Annotated in this window: 15 protein-coding genes; 8 read left to right on the top strand and 7 right to left on the bottom strand. The window is 64.4% G+C overall.

All coding sequences use genetic code 11. The annotated features are described in order from the left end of the window. Nucleotides 1-328 precede the first annotated feature (328 nt). Both CKO31_RS22955 and CKO31_RS22950 read right to left on the bottom strand, forming a co-directional pair. Complete coding sequence (locus tag CKO31_RS22955; RefSeq protein ID WP_200242057.1) at nucleotides 329-1,000, bottom strand: flavodoxin family protein; 672 nt, start codon at nucleotides 998-1,000, stop codon at nucleotides 329-331. A gap of 253 nt (nucleotides 1,001-1,253) precedes the next feature. Beyond that, entirely contained in the window at nucleotides 1,254-1,688 is a 435-nt protein-coding gene (locus CKO31_RS22950; protein ID WP_200242054.1) for an EF-hand domain-containing protein, read from the bottom strand. A gap of 468 nt (nucleotides 1,689-2,156) precedes the next feature. On the opposite strand from CKO31_RS22950, the gene ppdK reads away from it, so the two are divergent. From ppdK to CKO31_RS22915, 7 genes are all read left to right on the top strand, one after another. Then, a complete protein-coding gene (ppdK, locus tag CKO31_RS22945) occupies nucleotides 2,157-4,931 on the top strand; it encodes a pyruvate, phosphate dikinase (protein ID WP_200242051.1) in 2,775 nt (924 codons plus the stop codon). 187 nt (nucleotides 4,932-5,118) lie between these two features. Further along, on the top strand, nucleotides 5,119-5,352 hold the full coding sequence (locus CKO31_RS22940; RefSeq protein WP_200242049.1) for a hypothetical protein: 234 nt from the start codon (nucleotides 5,119-5,121) through the stop codon (nucleotides 5,350-5,352). After that, complete coding sequence (locus CKO31_RS22935; RefSeq protein WP_200242047.1) at nucleotides 5,349-5,792, top strand: DUF29 domain-containing protein; 444 nt, start codon at nucleotides 5,349-5,351, stop codon at nucleotides 5,790-5,792. Before CKO31_RS22940 ends, CKO31_RS22935 begins: the two co-directional genes overlap by 4 nt. 239 nt (nucleotides 5,793-6,031) lie before the next feature. After that, nucleotides 6,032-6,358, top strand: coding sequence for a nucleotidyltransferase family protein (locus CKO31_RS22930; RefSeq protein ID WP_242475603.1), 327 nt, complete (start codon nucleotides 6,032-6,034; stop codon nucleotides 6,356-6,358). Continuing rightward, on the top strand, nucleotides 6,348-6,701 hold the full coding sequence (locus CKO31_RS22925) for a HepT-like ribonuclease domain-containing protein (protein WP_200242045.1): 354 nt from the start codon (nucleotides 6,348-6,350) through the stop codon (nucleotides 6,699-6,701). Before CKO31_RS22930 ends, CKO31_RS22925 begins: the two co-directional genes overlap by 11 nt. Nucleotides 6,702-7,081: 380 nt before the next feature. Continuing rightward, nucleotides 7,082-7,828: a hypothetical protein gene (locus CKO31_RS22920; RefSeq protein ID WP_200242044.1), complete on the top strand. Its 747-nt coding sequence runs from the start codon at nucleotides 7,082-7,084 to the stop codon at nucleotides 7,826-7,828. An 87-nt stretch (nucleotides 7,829-7,915) separates the two neighbouring features. Further along, a complete protein-coding gene (locus CKO31_RS22915; RefSeq protein WP_200242043.1) occupies nucleotides 7,916-9,331 on the top strand; it encodes an alpha/beta hydrolase family protein in 1,416 nt (471 codons plus the stop codon). A 109-nt stretch (nucleotides 9,332-9,440) separates the two neighbouring features. Here the strand turns inward: CKO31_RS22915 and CKO31_RS22910 are convergent, their stop codons facing one another. Continuing rightward, a complete protein-coding gene (locus tag CKO31_RS22910; protein ID WP_200242042.1) occupies nucleotides 9,441-9,761 on the bottom strand; it encodes an addiction module antidote protein in 321 nt (106 codons plus the stop codon). A 5-nt stretch (nucleotides 9,762-9,766) separates the two neighbouring features. Further along, the gene (locus CKO31_RS22905) at nucleotides 9,767-10,063 is read right to left on the bottom strand and encodes a type II toxin-antitoxin system RelE/ParE family toxin (protein WP_200242041.1); all 297 of its coding nucleotides are present in this window, start codon (nucleotides 10,061-10,063) and stop codon (nucleotides 9,767-9,769) included. Nucleotides 10,064-10,340: 277 nt separating this feature from the next. On the opposite strand from CKO31_RS22905, the gene CKO31_RS22900 reads away from it, so the two are divergent. Next, nucleotides 10,341-12,155: an IS1634 family transposase gene (locus tag CKO31_RS22900; protein WP_200242040.1), complete on the top strand. Its 1,815-nt coding sequence runs from the start codon at nucleotides 10,341-10,343 to the stop codon at nucleotides 12,153-12,155. Between the two features lie 259 nt (nucleotides 12,156-12,414). Here the strand turns inward: CKO31_RS22900 and CKO31_RS27445 are convergent, their stop codons facing one another. The 3 genes from CKO31_RS27445 to CKO31_RS22885 form a co-directional block, all read right to left on the bottom strand. Then, entirely contained in the window at nucleotides 12,415-13,539 is a 1,125-nt protein-coding gene (locus CKO31_RS27445; protein ID WP_306341778.1) for a PD-(D/E)XK nuclease family protein, read from the bottom strand. A gap of 328 nt (nucleotides 13,540-13,867) precedes the next feature. Next, nucleotides 13,868-14,290, bottom strand: a complete 423-nt coding sequence (locus tag CKO31_RS22890; RefSeq protein ID WP_200242038.1) for a type II toxin-antitoxin system VapC family toxin — start codon at nucleotides 14,288-14,290, stop codon at nucleotides 13,868-13,870. Next, complete coding sequence (locus CKO31_RS22885) at nucleotides 14,287-14,526, bottom strand: FitA-like ribbon-helix-helix domain-containing protein (protein WP_200242036.1); 240 nt, start codon at nucleotides 14,524-14,526, stop codon at nucleotides 14,287-14,289. The genes CKO31_RS22890 and CKO31_RS22885 overlap by 4 nt, the downstream gene beginning before the upstream one ends. Nucleotides 14,527-15,433: the final 907 nt, after the last annotated feature.

Below are 15,433 nucleotides of genomic sequence, written 5' to 3'. Positions count from 1 at the left end.
GCGAGCCACGCGAGTGGCGCCGGGTCGAGCCGCCGGTGTGGACGGAGCGGATGTTGGCGGCCCTGGCAACGGGGTCCACGCGACGCCTGCGGGCGTCCCCTGCGCTGGCCCGGAGTCGATCACCCGAAATGCTGCTCCTGCCGGCGAGCCAATCCCGATGAGGAAACAACCGACTGGAGAGCCGTGTGCGGGAGAACTGCACGCACGGTTCGGAGGGAGGGGAGGCGCAAGCCTTCCCTACCCCTATCAGCAAGTGCGCCGTGGGAGCGGCATCCCTGCCGCGATTCCTCGCCCGCCGGCCTCCTCGAACCGCCCCGGAAGCTGGCGCCTACGGCACCCGCGCTACCAACTTGCGCCCGAGGGCCGCGGCGCGCCGCTGGGCGCCCGTCCGGATGATCTGCTCCGGCTGTTGTGCTGCGAGCCCGTGCCAAAGCTTGCCCACCGGCTCGCAGCCGAGGACGGCTGCGGTCTGCTTCAGCTCCCGCAGGGGGTGCTCCATGAGGCGTCCGAGCAGCGACGGCGCGGCGCTGGAGGTGAGTAGCACCGCCGGGCGGCGCGGGCGGCCCTTGCCTTCGGCGAGGTCCCGGCGCAGCTTCGGCGCCGGCTGGCCCCAGGGCCAGTGGCTGTAGCAGATGAGCCGCTCCATGAAGCGCTTGGTGACGGCCGTGACACCGCCGAAATTCACCGGTGCCGCCAGCACCAGCCCATCGGCGGCGTCGACGCGCTCGAGCAGCGCCGCCATGCCGTCGTCCAGCAGGCAGGTACCGCGCACCGGGGCCGACGCCAACGGCTCCGCCGCGCAGGCCCGGCAGTTCATGCAGAATTCGATGGGCCGCTCGATGAGATGCATGCGCTCGGTCTCGGCGCCGGCGGTCTCCGCCGCCGCCAGCACCGCGTCCACCAGCTGGTCCGTGATGCCGCCGCGGCGGTAGCTGCCGTCGAGGGCGAGGATCTTGGGCGGGCGGGTTGCTGGATCTGGCTGGTTGGCGGGAGGGGGCATTGTGAGGGCTCAGGGAGTTCGAAGTGTGAAGTGTGAAGTTTGAAATGTGACGTTTGAAGTGCGAAGTACGGGGCGACGACGCGCAGGGCTCGTCTGGCATGCCTTGATTCGAGCGTTGCGCGAGCGTTTGGATAGTGCGGGAGACTTGATCGTACTCCGTACTCCGTACTCCGTACTCCGTACTCCGTACTCCGTACTGCGCCCCCGCACTGCGCACTGCGCACTGCGCCTCCGCACTCCATACTCTATCGCCTCACCACCCCCGATACCGCGGACCGCCGCAGCGCCCGCTCCCCGAGCCTCCGCGCAGCCCGCCGCGCTGGCTCGCGCGCTGGGCCATCCGCTGGCTGCGGAACTGTGCCATCTCGGACTGCGTCAGGCGCCCGTCGCCGTCGGCATCCAGGTCGGCGAACTGCCGCGCCTGGCCCGCGTTGCGCAGCAGCCGGCCCGCTTGGGCATTGGCGGCCATGCGCTCGGCGCGAAAGGATGCATGCTCCTCGGCGCTGATGCTGCCGTCACCATTGCCGTCCATGGCCGCGAAGGGGACGGGGCCGCGGCCGCCGCCGGTTTGGCCGTCGCCCCAGCCGGGCTGGGCGAGGGCGCCTGCGCTTGCCAGCAGCGCCAGACCGCCGGCCAGCAGGACGCTGGTCAGGGGGTTGCGATGGATGAGACCGTGCTTGTGTGCCATCTGACACCTCCGATGTCTGCGTTTGATGAACCGGCGGCGGGCCGTCGCAAGTGACGACGGCTTGGCTATGCGCCGATGCGGCGTCTCTCGCGGCATCCGGCGTCGCCGGTGGCAAGGGCCGCGCTGCGGCGGCCGCCTCGCGGAGCGGGCAGCTGCTGCCCCGGCTCCGTTCAAGTGTCAGACTAGCCGGCAACCGCGCATGGTCCGCACAAGGACGGTGGAAAGACTGTGCAGGCGCGCTTGTGGTGCAATGCCGCCGCGCTCGGCGTGCGAAGACAGTGCAGTGACCCGACGGACGGTGTGGCCGCGTGCGCCCCGTTGGTGCAGCCGCACGGCGATGCTGATACAAGGCAACCTAGAGGTAGACACCGCTTGGCTACCACCCGCAAAGGCGTTCCAATACCGGACAAGTTCGCTAGAGTTCTATCGCAACCGTTTCAGCGCAACCGACCTGGGGGGTCCGCACGCATGACCGAGCCGACGAAGTGGGTATTTGCTTTCGAGGAAGGTGACGGCAAAGACAAGAAATTATTGGGCGGCAAGGGCGCCAATCTGTGCGAGATGACCCAGATCGGCCTGAACGTGCCGCCGGGCTTCGTCATCTCCACCGAGGCCTGCCTGGCCTATCTGGACATGCCGGACCGCTCGCTGCCGCCGGGCGTCATGGACCAGGTGCATGAGCAGATGGCGGCGCTGGAGCGCAAGACCGGCAAGGGCTTCGGCGACCCGGACAATCCGCTGCTGGTGTCCGTGCGCTCGGGCTCGGCCATGTCCATGCCGGGCATGATGGACACCATCCTGAACTTGGGGCTCAACGAGGACACCCTGCAGGGCGAGATCAAGGCCACCGGCGACTCGCGCTTCGGCTACGACTCCTACCGCCGCTTCATCCAGCTCTTCGGCAAGGTGGCGCTCGGCGTGCCCGACGAGCTCTTCGACCGGGAGTTCGAGGTCGTCAAGGAGCACGCCCACGCCAAGCAGGACGTGGACCTCTCCGCCAACGATCTGAAAGAAATCTCCGAGCGCTTCCTGAAAGTGGTCGAGGAGCACACCGGGAAGCCCTTCCCGTCCGACCCCATGCAGCAGCTGGAGATCGCCGTGAAGGCTGTCTTCAACTCCTGGATGGGCAAGCGCGCGGTGGATTACCGCAACCAGTTCCACATCACCCCCGAGATGGCCAACGGCACCGCGGTGAACGTCTGCACCATGGTGTTCGGCAACCGCGGCGACGACTCCGCCACGGGTGTGGGCTTCACCCGCAACCCGGGCACCGGCGAGAACGAGCTCTACGGCGAGTACCTGATCAACGCCCAGGGCGAGGACGTGGTCGCCGGCATCCGCACGCCCAAGCCGCTGGCGCGCCTGTCGGTGGAGATGCCGGAGATGGGCCGCCAGCTCGGCGAGCTGCGCGACAAGCTCGAGAGCCACTACCGCGAGGTGCAGGACTTCGAGTTCACCATCGAGCGCGGCGTGCTCTACTGCCTGCAGACCCGCAACGGCAAGATGAACGCCGCCGCCATGGTGCGGACCTCCGTGGAGATGGAAAAGCAGGGCTACATCACCAAGGACCAGGCCCTGCAGCGCGTGGAGCCCATCAGCCTGGAGCAGATGCTCTTCCCGCGCCTGGACCCCAACGCCAAGACCGCGCCCGTCGCCGAGGGCCTGCCGGCCTCGCCGGGAGCCGCCGCCGGCATTGCCGTGTTCGACGCCGACCGCGCCGAGCAGCTCGGCAAGGACCTCGGCCAGGACGTGATCCTGGTGCGCGAGGAGACCAAGCCCGAGGACATCCACGGCTTCTTCGCCGCCAAGGGCATCCTCACCTCCCGCGGCGGCAAGACCTCCCACGCCGCTGTGGTCGCCCGCGGCATGGGCAAGCCCTGTGTCGCCGGGGCCGAGGGCATCAGCGTCGACGTGACCCGCCGCGAGGCCATGGTGGGCGGCACCACCTTCAAAGAAGGCGACCTCATCACCATCGACGGCTCCAACGGCTATGTCTACATCGGCGCCATCCCCACCGTGGACCCGGAATTCACCACGGAGCTCTCCACGCTGCTGGAATGGGCCGACGAGGCCTCGCGCCTGGAGGTGCTGGCCAACGCCGACACGCCCGACGACGCCCGCCTGGCGCGCAAGTACGGCGCCAACGGCATCGGCTTGGCGCGCACCGAGCGCATGTTCAACGCCGTCGAGCGCCTGCCCATCGTCATCGAGATGATCGTCGCCGAGACGCCGGAGCAGCGCCAGGAGGCCCTGAACGAGCTACTGCCCTTGCAACGCAAAGACTTTCGCGAGCTCTTCGAGGTCATGGCTCCGCATCCGGTCACCATCCGGCTGCTGGACCCGCCCATCCACGAGTTTCTGCCCGACGAGCACCAGCTCGAGCGCGACCTCGCCGACCTGCACGTGCTGGCGCAGACCACCCGCGGCATGACCGCGCTCGCCGGCACCATGGGCCTGCTGCACACGCCGGAGAACGAGCGCATCGCCTTCGACGACCTGCGCCACGTCATGGACCCGATGATGGTGGAGGAGGCCATCGCCAAGAAGACGACCATGCTGCGCAAGGTGCGCTCCCTGCACGAGACCAACCCCATGCTCGGTCACCGCGGCGTGCGGCTCGGCATCAGCTTCCCCGAGATCTACAAGATGCAGATCCGCGCCATCCTGGAGGCCGGCGCCGAGTGCGTCGCCGCCGGCATGGACGTGCAGCCGCAGATCAAGGTGCCGCAGGTCTGCACCAAGCAGGAGCTGCTGCGGGTCAAGTCCTACGTCGACGAGATCCACGCCGAGGTGGAGGCCGCCTACGGCCGCAAAGTCCCCTTCAAGTTCGGCACCATGATCGAAGTGGTCCGCGCCTGCATGCGCGCCGAGTCGCTGGCGGAAGAAGCCGAATTCTTCTCCTTCGGCACCAACGACCTCACCCAGGCGGTGTTCTCCTTCTCCCGCGAGGACGCCGAGAACAAGTTCCTGCCACTTTACAACCGCAGCCACATCCTGCAGGACAACCCCTTCGAGGTGCTGGATGTGAAGGGCGCCGGCAAGCTCATGAAGCTCGCCGTGGACTGGGGCCGCGCCACCCGCCCGGATATCCATGTGGGCATCTGCGGCGAGCACGGCGGCCACCCGGCGTCCATCAGCTTCTGCGACGAGGCGGGGCTCGACTACGTCAGCTGCTCGGGTCCGCGGGTGCCGGTGGCGCGGCTGGCTGCTGCGCATGCGGCCTTGGCCCACAAGGCGGAGTAGGTCTTGCCGGATCGGCGCCGGCAGCCTGCCGGCGCCGACACGACCCGCTCAGCGGGCGGTGGTTGCAACGACCACCGCCTTTTTTTTTCGGGTGCGAAGACCTAAGGCGCCCACCCTGTCATGCGCTCTCCCCCCGCTCTGTCCTGTTAGACTCTGCCGTGTGCGACGCCAACCTTCGCCATCGACCATGACCGATAAGATCGAGAACCTGATCCTGGAGCGACTCGAGGCGATTCGCGCGCAGTTGAACCGCATCGAGGCAGACATCGCCGACCTCAAAGGGCGCGACCACACCCACGAGGCTTACCTCTCCGCCCTGCACAGCGACATCGCGCGGCAATCGGGCCGTCTGGACGAGCATGATGCTCGCCTGAAGCGGATTGAGCGGCGTTTGGAGCTGGTGGACGAGCAGCCGCAATGACTGACCGGGTCCACGACAGCTACGAAAGCGACTTCTACGCCTGGGCCAATGCCCAGGCCGAGTTGCTGCGCACCGGCCGACTCGACCAAGCGGACATAGAGCACATCGCCGAGGAAATCGAGAGCATGGGCAAGGCCGAGCTGCGCGAACTGGAGAACCGCTTGGCCGTGCTGTTCACGCACCTGCTCAAATGGCGATTCCAACCGACCCATCGCAGCCGCAGCTGGGAGCTCACCATCAAGGAACAGCGCCGCCGCCTGCGCCGCCATCTGGCCCAAAACCCCAGCCTCAAATCCAAGCTGCCGCAAGCGCGCGAAGATGCCTACGGCGACGCCATCCTCGAAGCCGCACGGCAGACCGGCCTGGCGGAAGAAGCCTTTCCGGCGGAGTGCCCGTTCACTGCCGAGCAGGCGTTGGACGATGGTTGGTGGCCGGCTTAGACGTCGCGCGGGGTGCCTGCATCCTGCCGGCGCTAACGGAATACGCGCAGCGGGCGCTGGTCGGTGGGGCACCGCCCGTTTTGCTGCGCGGCTTGCGGGCTCGATGCGCGCGCCTCGCTAGCGCGTTTGCCGGACCCCTTGCCTGTTGGAATCTGCATGAAACATCCACCGTGCAGCGCATACCGGACCACGTCAACACATGACCGATCAGATCGTGAACCTGATAACGCGGCTTGACCATGTCGGGCAACCAAATGCACCCATCCATCGCGCAAAAGCGCCAACAGATCTCTGACATCTGTCGGCGCTTCCATGTCCGACGGCTGGAAGTCTTCGGCTCCGCTGCCCGTGGCTATGACTTCGACGCCGCCACAAGCGACATCGACTTGCTCATCGAGTTCGAGCCGGATCCACCCATGGGCCTGTTCGATGCTTACTTCGAGCTGCGGGACGCGCTGTCGCGCCTGCTCGGCCGGGACGTCGACCTCGTCTGCGCCAACGCTGTGCGCAATCCCTATGTGCGGGCATCCATCGACCGCACACGGGAGTTGCTGCATGGCGCGTGATCCTCGTGCTCTGCTGTGGGACGCCAAGGCCAGCGGCGAGGCCATCGAGCGTTTCCTGGCCGGAAAGGCATTCGACGATTACCTCGCCGATGAGGTCCTGCGCGCCGCGGTGGAAAGACAGTTCGAGATCTTGGGTGAGGCGCTGTCCCAGCTCGACAAGCAGGCGCCGGATGTCGTCAGTTCATTGCCAGGCGCGGCCAAAGCCATCGCCTTCCGGAACGTACTCATCCACGGTTATGCGCGCGTCGACGATGCCATCGTTTGGCAGGCAGCAGCGGGCCCTTTGCCCGAGCTGTTGCGGGCGATCAGGGCACGCTTGGCGGAGAAAGATGGGGAAGGCTAGCCGCCACGCCCTGGCCGGAGCGGCTCGTCTGGAAATTGCGGGCTCTGCCGGTGACGCGAATGCCAACGCCCAGACCGTGTCACGCCACCCACGCCTCCCGACGCAGATCGGGCCGAACGCAAACGGATAGACCCAACCCCGCGAGCCGCAAGTTCTGGAAAACCTCATGTGTCCTCAAACTGTCCGCGCTCGACAGAGACTTGAAAGCCTTGCGGGGTGGATTTCTTGTGGATATTATCCACGATTTGGATGCGCGGCAGCGTGCATCCAGGGAATCGCCATGGTCGCCTCCTCCCAGGCGTTGCGTCAGCGTCAGGTGGCCAATGCCGGCTCGCAGGGAGCCGACCAGCAATAGAATTCGTGCCAAACGGAGCTTCATCATGACACTGACTGCGAGACGAATCTCTCTCTCTCTCTCTCTCTCTGGAGTCTTGCTGACATCAGCCTACGCAGCACCAATTCCGCTTAGCGGGCTTGAATACGAATACAAGTTTGATGACCTTGACTTCCTGAAGTCCGGCACCCTGTACAACTCTGCCGTTGAGACGAAGACGGGCATCAAGCCTCGAGTCAATTATGGCAACGGTTCGGTGCATCAGGGATCAACGGTCGCTTACGACGTTCCTAACAACGCCGGCCCCGGCTTCGTCCTGCGTGCGACGGACCAAAACTACGGCCGCATACCGGCCTCGACCAGTTACTACCCAGGGACCGACAATTTTACGTTCTCCGTCAATTTCCGGCAGGACACATTCTCGTCGGAATACGCCTCGACGAACACCTCGGGAAAGACCTCCTATTTCACGCCGCTGCTTTCCATGCAGGGAGGGGATTTTCGAGAAGGCGCACATGTTGGAATCAATAAACTCACCGAAGAAGTCTTTTGGAACGTACAAGCCGGCGCGTACACTGAGAGCACCGTGACGCGGGCGTCCGCTCCCTTCGCGAAGGGTCTCTTGCAGAAGTGGAACAACGTCACCGCAGTCTTCAACAGGGATCAGGCCAAGGCCGAGATCTGGCTGAACGGCAGTCAAGTGGCAAATGTCGATGCGCAGTCGACGTCGCCGATCGATTCGACCTGGGACATGCTGCTTGGCGCCTATCGATACAGCTCGGCGCGTGGCTGATACTCCTCGCCGTTCCGCTCCGGCGACGTCTATCTGGACAATGTCCGCATCTACAACAGGGCGCTCTCTCCAGATGAGATCGCCGAGTTGAATCAAATTGACCGCAGTTCTACTAGCCCGGTATTCCAGGACCGTACGAGCCCGGAGTCGGTATACGGGTCGGAAAAGACTGCCTCAGGAGGTTTTGATCCAGGGCTTCCGACATACGTCATCACGCATGGCTGGCAGCGGTCGAGTGGAGATCATGAACACCCAGACTGGAGCTTTGAGGATCGAACTCGGCCCGAAGGGCAGGCGAACATTGGTCTTGAGGTGTGGAATCGAATGTTCGATGAAGGGCTCGATGCCAACATCGTCTTTTATCAGTGGGAAGGGGCTTATACGGGCCTTATAGGCGCTCCCAGGGCTCGTCACAATGCGGACTACGCCGGATATAGGCTAGGACGTAAGCTAACCGCGATCCTCGGGTCTGATTATGAGCAAGACCTGCATTTTATCGGGCATAGCTACGGGACCATTGTCAACGGGATCGCGATTCGGTACTTAGAGAGTTGGGGCGATCTAGGCGACGCTACGGTGCAGCAGTTCACGGCGCTCGATGCGCCGACAGATGCTCCCGGCTGGATTGCGCCGAATTTCCCGGCGGAATGGTTTGAGTTTGTGCTTCCCGATAGTGTTGATTACTTCGACAATTACTTCAGCACCCGTCCATTCAATCACGCGACCGAAGGAGGATACGGCGAGAGCGTTTTTGCAGCGGATATAAATCAAGGGGTAGGCTTTGGGCACGGCCCCGTTGGATCGGAGTTCTATCCCGAGTATGTCGTTAAAGGCAGGCAAGCCGACTTTGGTACAGTTAATTGGACGGCGAGAACGATCGAGCCAGAGCCAGAAATTGACGACTGGATTACCCCCCTTCTACCGGCGATTGGCGGTGCAGCAATTCCCGCGGGAAGTGAGTCTGCGGATTCGGTCGCTGCTGTTACCACGCCGCAACGGACGGTACTTCCTGTCGAGTCGATCTTTGAGCCTCTCATCGGGCAGCCGGAACTGGTCAGCGGTCTGCCAGGATACGACGCGTTCCGGTTCGACGGTCATCGGATTGCCGAGCAGTCGCCCGTATCGATGATGCAACTGATCGACATCCCGCTTGGTACTGAGATGCTGTTGCTGGACTGGATGGTGGGCGCAGGCGGTGACGGGGACTGGTTCACGCTGTATTTCGGCGACGAGCTGCTGTGGTCGATGGGCATCGATGGCCTGCTGGAAGATCTCTTGCTCGACGCGGTAATCGATGTGTCGGATTTCGCTGGCATGAGCGGGGCGCTCACGGCAACGCTGCACAGCGTCGGAGAGAGCAACGCGGAGTTGTACGTCGGGAACCTGCGTTTTGCCGGAACCTTTGGCGCGGCGCCGGTGCCGGCGCCGCTCTCCCTGGTGGCCGCGGGGCTTCTGGCTTTGGCGGCGCAGAGGCATCGCCGTGGGCAGCGCCGGGCGAACTGAAGTGCGCCTATCGTGCGGAAGCCGACGTAGCCCCCGCACATTCCAAGGGGCGCCGTATGCGGCGGGTTCGTCCGTCTCCGACTGAGTATGGGTGGGTGCTTGCGTCGGATCAGTCGCCTGGCAGCTGCTCGGAGGCAGGCTGGACAACCAACTTGACCCCCAGCGCCTGACAAACGCGGCTCACGGTATCAAACCGCGGTTGTGCACCGGCGCGCAGCGCCTTGTAGAGCGCTTCACGGGCCAGCCCGGAGGCGGCGGCGACCTCGGTCATGCCGCGGCTGCGCGCCGCGACGCCGAGGGCGTGCGCCAGTTCAGAGGTATCACCGTCCTCGATCACCTGGGTGAGATACTCGGCGATGTCCGCTTCATCCCGAAGGTGCTCGGCGGGATCGAACACCGGCAGGTCGGCAACACAGATCGTTTCGCTCATGGGCGTCAGTGCTCAATGGTTTCGGCCAGTTCGATGGCGTTGGCAATGTCTCTGGATTGGGTGGACTTGTCACCACCGCCGAGCATCACGATCAACGTCGTCCCTCTCTGGACATAGTACATGCGCCATCCCGGCCCGTAGTGCTCGCGCATCTCGAAGACGCCATGGCTGACAGGCCGGACGTCACCAAGGTTCCCGGCAGCTGCTCGGTCGAGTCGCCGGATCAGGCGAACCCTTGTGCGGCGGTCCTTCAGGCCATCGAGCCAGGCAGCAAACGCATGCGTGCGCTTAATCGTGAACATTCGCCCAGCGTAATCGATCGATTACGAACCGTCAAACTACAGGACACACCGGGGCGACTGCTCGGCGCTGGGTGCTTCGCTGGTCGGAGCAGTAAAGCGCTGGCCCATCTTTGACATTTTCCAGCGCGGATTTTCGGTAAGTCATTGATCGAAGGTACACGAGTAGGAAGCGGCTATCAGTAAAGTCAAAGACTTGCGGTTTTGGCGCTGAAAGTAGTGCCATATTCGCCCGACGTCGTATTGACCGCGGCCGGGACCCGGCGCAGCATGCGCGGGCATGTACATCCGCCGCACCACGATCAAGAGCCGGCGCAGCGGGGAGCCGTATTTCACGTATCGGTTGGTGGAGTCGATTCGCGAAGGCGGCCGGGTGCGCCAGCGCACGCTGCTCAACCTCGGGCGCCATTTCGAGGTGCCGCAGGCGCAATGGCCGGCGTTGGCGCAGCGCATCGAGGCCTTGGTCGGCGGGCAGGCGGAACTGTTTGTGGCGGACTTGGATGCGCGTTGGGAGCAAGCCGCCCAGCACTACGCCGCGCAGGTGATCCGGGCGCGTGCCGGGCGCCATGATGCGAGCCGTGCGGCGGGGGATTATCACAGCGTCGATGTCGGTGCGGTGGAGGTCGTGCGCCCGCGCAGCGTGGCGGTGGAGCATGTGGCCTTGGCGGCGCTGCGCCAAATCGGCTTGGATGGGCAATTGGCGGCGCTGGGCTTCAACGGCCCGCAGCGCGCCGCGGCCATCGGTACGCTGATCGGGCGCATGGTGGCGCCGGGCAGCGAGTTGGCGACCCACCAATGGCTGCAACAGCGCAGCGCCCTGGGGGAATTGATCGATTTCGATTTCACCGCGCTGGAGTTGATGGCGCTGTACCGGATCTCCGACCGACTGCTGGCGCACAAGCCGGCATTGGAAGCTTTCCTGTATGCGCGCGAGCGCGATCTGTTCGAGCTCGACGAGGTGATCACGCTCTACGATCTGACCAATACCTATTTCGAAGGCACGGCAGCGGCAAACCGCAATGCGGCGTTCGGCAAGTCCAAAGAGAAGCGCACGGACTGCCCGCTGGTGACGCTGGCGCTGGTCTTGGACGCGAGCGGCTTTCCCAAACGCAGCGAGGTTTTCGCCGGCAATGCCGCGGAGGCGCAGACGCTGGCCGAGATGGTGCGCAGGCTGGCCCCCGCGCAACGCGAGGCGCCTCCCACCGTGGTGCTCGATGCCGGCATCGCCACCGAGGAGAACATCGCCTGGCTCAACCAACAGGGCTACCGCTACGTGGTGGTCAGCCGGCGGCGCCATCGGCAATTCGATCCCGAGGCCGCCTGCCTGATCAAGGCAGACGGAGCGCTGACGATCCGCGCGCAGCGGGTGGTCAACGAGGACACCGGCGAGGTCGAGCTCTATTGCCACTCCACGCAGCGCGAGGAGAAGGAGCGGGGCATCGCCGATCGCTTCGCGCAACGCTTCGAAGCCGCCTTGCAGAAGCTGGCCGACGGGCTGCACAAGCCGCGCACCGTCAAGCGCTACGAGAAGGTGCTCGAGGCCATCGGGCGGCTGAAACAGAAGTACCCGCGCGCGGCACAGTACTACGAGATCAGTGTCGAGCAGGATGAGACCGGACCCAATGCCAAGGCGATCCACTGGCAACGCGTCACGCCGGTGGATGACACCTTGCCCGGCGTCTATTGCCTGCGCACTAATCAGACCGAGTGGGACGAGCGCACGCTGTGGCAGACCTATGTCACGCTCACCGACCTGGAGGCGGTGTTCCGTTCCCTAAAATCGGAGCTGGGCCTGCGCCCCGTCTATCATCACAAGACCGACCGCGTCAGCGGGCATCTGTTCATTTCCGTCCTGGCCTACCATCTGGTGCACACCATCCGCCTGCAACTAAAGGCCTGCGGCATTCACCTCAGCTGGGAGGGCATTCGCCGCGAACTCGATGGACAGGACCGCGTCACCGTCGAGCTCAAGCGCGAGGACGGGCGTACCGTGCATGTCCGCAAGGCGACCCGTGCCGAGCCGCGCCAGCAGCTCATTTATGACGCACTGGGCGTCAGCGACCGTCCCGGTCAGCAGCAAATCACTGTCGTTTGAATGCGAGCCCCGTCACTGCCAAAATCAACCATGTAGTGCCATAACCGCCTTCTGTGTACGTCTAACATACTGTTTATCAAGCTAATTTGTCGGCAGCATGTCAAACATGGGCTGGGCGAACAGTACCCAGTTTCGGAGGGTCTCGACGTGTCGCCAGAAGGGCCGCCCGGGGGTCGAAGGTCTTCGGGGGGCGCCTGTCGGATCGCATACTGCATTGGGTCGTTATTGAGCCTGGTCCCTTTTCGGCTGTCACCGTAATTCAGGCCTCGACCTCGGTGGAATCGCCGTAGGTCTCGATGCCCAGGCGGTCAGCGACCTTCTGTGCGCGGGCATCGATCATCGGCGAGATCACGAGCAGCCGATCGGCCTGGCGCTCGTGACGGCGCTCATAGAAGCGCGCCTTGCGCTCGAAGCTGTACATCCCCGCCTTGTCGATGGAAGACTTGAGCTCGCAGATGAGCAGCTGACCGTTCGTGATGATGACGTCCAGCTCCACCTGCTCTGGACGTCCGAACACCTCGCCGTCGTCATCATAGTCGGTGACATTGACCACCTCCACGCCGAAGCTCTTCTCCAGGATGGCGGCCAAGGCGTCGCGAAAGGCCTTCTCGGACTGCAGACCCCAGCGCGAGCCCAGCGCCCCGATGCCGCGGTCGTACCGCTGCGACTGTTCCATGAACTCTTCGTGGATGCGCCTGAGCTCGGCCTGGTTGTCGTCCCACTTCTTGGTCTGCTCCTCGCGCATGCGCCTGAGCTCGGCCTGGTTTGCTTCCCACTTGCGATTCTGCTCATCCCATTTCTGCGCCTGCTCCTCGCGCATGTGTTTGAGCTCAGCCTGGTTGTCGTCCCACTTCTTGGCCTGCTCCTCGCGCATGCGTTTGAGCTCAGCCTGGTTATCGTCCCACTTCTTGGCCTGCTCCTCGCGTATGTGCTTGAGCTCGGCCTGGTTGTCGTCCCACTTCTTGGCCTGCTCCTCGCGCATGCGTTTGAGCTCGGCCTGGTTGTCGTCCCATTTCTTGGTCTGCTGCTCGCGTATGTGTTTGAGCTCGGCCTGGTTATCGTCCCACTTCTTGGCCTGCTCCTCGCGTATGCGCCTGAGCTCGGCCTGGTTTGCTTCCCACTTGCGATTCTGCTCATCCCATTTCTGCGCCTGCTCCTCGCGCATGCGCCTGAGCTCGGCCTGGTTATCCGCCCAGGCTCTGTCCTGGCGCTCCCGGTCGCGTCGCAGCTCACCCAACAGCTCGTGGAACCGAACGTCGGTCTCGCGGCGGTCGGCATAGGCGTCCCGCGTCAGATCCAAAATGAAAGCCCGAAACGACGGATCGTCCCGCAGCCAGTTCGGCAGCTCGCGCTTAACGGTCTCTTTCAGGGATTCGGTGGTCATCGCTCATCTCGCGCGGGCGCGCTTCTGCGCTGCCGTGAGTCTATCAGAGGGCGCGATCCAGCAGACGCCGAGCCCGCACGCGCCGGGAACGCCGCTCCGCTGGTGCGGTGCTCTCCGACCTGGCCCGGCGGGCGCTTAGCGGCGGCGTCGCGCCGGGGTCGAGCAGCGATGCGCAGCCTTTCTATGTCCAGAGCAGGCTGGACGTCTAGGGCGCCGGCAAGCCCATGAACCGTGCTGGACCGGGCCGCGCCACCCGACCGGCCGTCCAGTTGCGCATCTGCGGCGCGCGTGGCAGCCACCGCGCCCCACCGTGACGAACCGCGCCGGTTCAAGCCATGCTCCAAGGATCGATCACATCGACTCCGGCTGCTCGAAAAGGTGCCGTATCCCGCGCGGCGACGGCGAAGCCGCGGGCGTGCGCGATGGCGGCGATTAGGCCGTCGGCAAGGCCGATGGGCGAGTCCGCAGCGGTAGTGCTGCGGGCGATCTCGGCGTAAGCCCGCGCGGCGCGGTCGTCGAAATCCAGGCGACGCCGCCCGAACAGCCGGTCCAGCAGGTCCGCGAGCGAGCCCTCGAGGGCGCGCTTGCGGGCACCGTCGGGCATCAAGGCGACGCCGGCCCACAATTCCGCCGTGTTGATGGCGGTGATGTAGAGCGACTCCACCGCCTGAGCATCAAGCCATCGGATCACCGTCTCGCTGCCGCGGGGCCGCAATGGCTCTGAGATGACGTCGGTGTCCAGGATGATCATTCGAAGAACGCCGGCTCGATGGGGGCCGGGTCACGGCGGACCTCCAGCTCGACGCCGCCAATGGTCTCCGCATAGCGCCGGAGCTCGGTGCCCACGCGCAGCCCGCCGTCCGAGCGCACGGCCTGTGCCAGGATCGCGCGGATCTCTGCCTCGGTGCTGACGCCATGGGCCGCGGCCCGGAGCCGCAGCGCCCGGTGGACCTCGGCCGGCAGATTGCGAACGGTGACTGTTGCCATTGTGATGTCATCTCGGCTTTTGATGTCAATGATGCCGAAGCACGCCAACGACATCGCTGCGACGCAAGATTCGAAGCAGCAACTGGTAAGCCGAGCTCGGCGGGCCGCACGACTCTCTGCTTCGCACCGGGCTTGGCCCCTGGACAAAAGGCAAGACCCGAGCGCGCCTCCCCAGCACTCATCCAAGAGAAACCAAGCCGTCCTCCGCTGTAATATCGCTGTTCAGATGTTGCACAAGTCAACTTGAGCGACTTGCCCGCTCGATTTCACACGGGTAATCTCCACGATCGGGATGCGGAAAAGCCAATCAGCAATAGCATGCGATCACTCCGACGACATTTTTCGCGTCGGTCAACAGGACTTACGCGGCACTTTTGGGCAAAAAAACCGACTTTTCGGTCTCGCACTACGTGGGGTCTACCGGCGGGAGCAACGCTGTCGGCGAGGATATTACGCCCGAGATGATCAAGGTTCCCCAATGCGTCCCTGGAAACACCCAGATCCAAGGCGCGTCAACGGACACAGCCGGATGGCCGCGCCCCCATAGCCGGACGAGATGGGCCTGCACTCTTCTGACACCTCCAAGCCAAACCAGGTCAGCGTCAGCTGGTCGACGGGTGTGATTTCGTCCTCTCCCGTTAGTCCTGCGATGCTGATCGTCCGGTCGCGAATAATCCGGCACGCACGCTTCAACAAAATCGTGTCGAAAACCTCCGCGCCCACGGACAGGTCGCCTCAGATCAGGCCGCGAGCCGAGGGGGCTAAACGGCTACAGGGCGACGGGTGCGAACAGTACTGATGTTGTTTGCTAGGATTGAGCGGTAAATTGCTGAAACAAGGAGCCGACGATGCCGAGACGAACCGAAGACGAAGCGCTGCTTGAGCGACTGGAGCGGCATCCGCAACT

This window comes from Thiohalocapsa halophila (genome assembly GCF_016583825.1).
Taxonomy (GTDB): Bacteria; Pseudomonadota; Gammaproteobacteria; order Chromatiales; family Chromatiaceae; genus Thiohalocapsa; species Thiohalocapsa halophila.
The sequence above is the reverse complement of the archived record's forward strand: the minus strand, read 5'-3'. Positions and strand labels throughout refer to the sequence as shown.

Coding starts and splice junctions, on each gene's coding strand:
- CKO31_RS22940 (WP_200242049.1), top strand. CDS start 5,119: ATGACCGATAAGATCGAGAACCTGATCCTGGAGCGACTCGAGGCGATT.
- CKO31_RS22950 (WP_200242054.1), bottom strand. CDS start 1,688: ATGGCACACAAGCACGGTCTCATCCATCGCAACCCCCTGACCAGCGTC.
- CKO31_RS22930 (WP_242475603.1), top strand. CDS start 6,032: ATGTCGGGCAACCAAATGCACCCATCCATCGCGCAAAAGCGCCAACAG.
- CKO31_RS22910 (WP_200242042.1), bottom strand. CDS start 9,761: ATGAGCGAAACGATCTGTGTTGCCGACCTGCCGGTGTTCGATCCCGCC.
- CKO31_RS22885 (WP_200242036.1), bottom strand. CDS start 14,526: ATGGCAACAGTCACCGTTCGCAATCTGCCGGCCGAGGTCCACCGGGCG.
- CKO31_RS22900 (WP_200242040.1), top strand. CDS start 10,341: ATGTACATCCGCCGCACCACGATCAAGAGCCGGCGCAGCGGGGAGCCG.
- CKO31_RS22955 (WP_200242057.1), bottom strand. CDS start 1,000: ATGCCCCCTCCCGCCAACCAGCCAGATCCAGCAACCCGCCCGCCCAAG.
- CKO31_RS22905 (WP_200242041.1), bottom strand. CDS start 10,063: ATGTTCACGATTAAGCGCACGCATGCGTTTGCTGCCTGGCTCGATGGC.
- CKO31_RS22890 (WP_200242038.1), bottom strand. CDS start 14,290: ATGATCATCCTGGACACCGACGTCATCTCAGAGCCATTGCGGCCCCGC.
- CKO31_RS22920 (WP_200242044.1), top strand. CDS start 7,082: ATGACACTGACTGCGAGACGAATCTCTCTCTCTCTCTCTCTCTCTGGA.
- CKO31_RS27445 (WP_306341778.1), bottom strand. CDS start 13,539: ATGACCACCGAATCCCTGAAAGAGACCGTTAAGCGCGAGCTGCCGAAC.
- CKO31_RS22925 (WP_200242045.1), top strand. CDS start 6,348: ATGGCGCGTGATCCTCGTGCTCTGCTGTGGGACGCCAAGGCCAGCGGC.
- ppdK (WP_200242051.1), top strand. CDS start 2,157: ATGACCGAGCCGACGAAGTGGGTATTTGCTTTCGAGGAAGGTGACGGC.
- CKO31_RS22935 (WP_200242047.1), top strand. CDS start 5,349: ATGACTGACCGGGTCCACGACAGCTACGAAAGCGACTTCTACGCCTGG.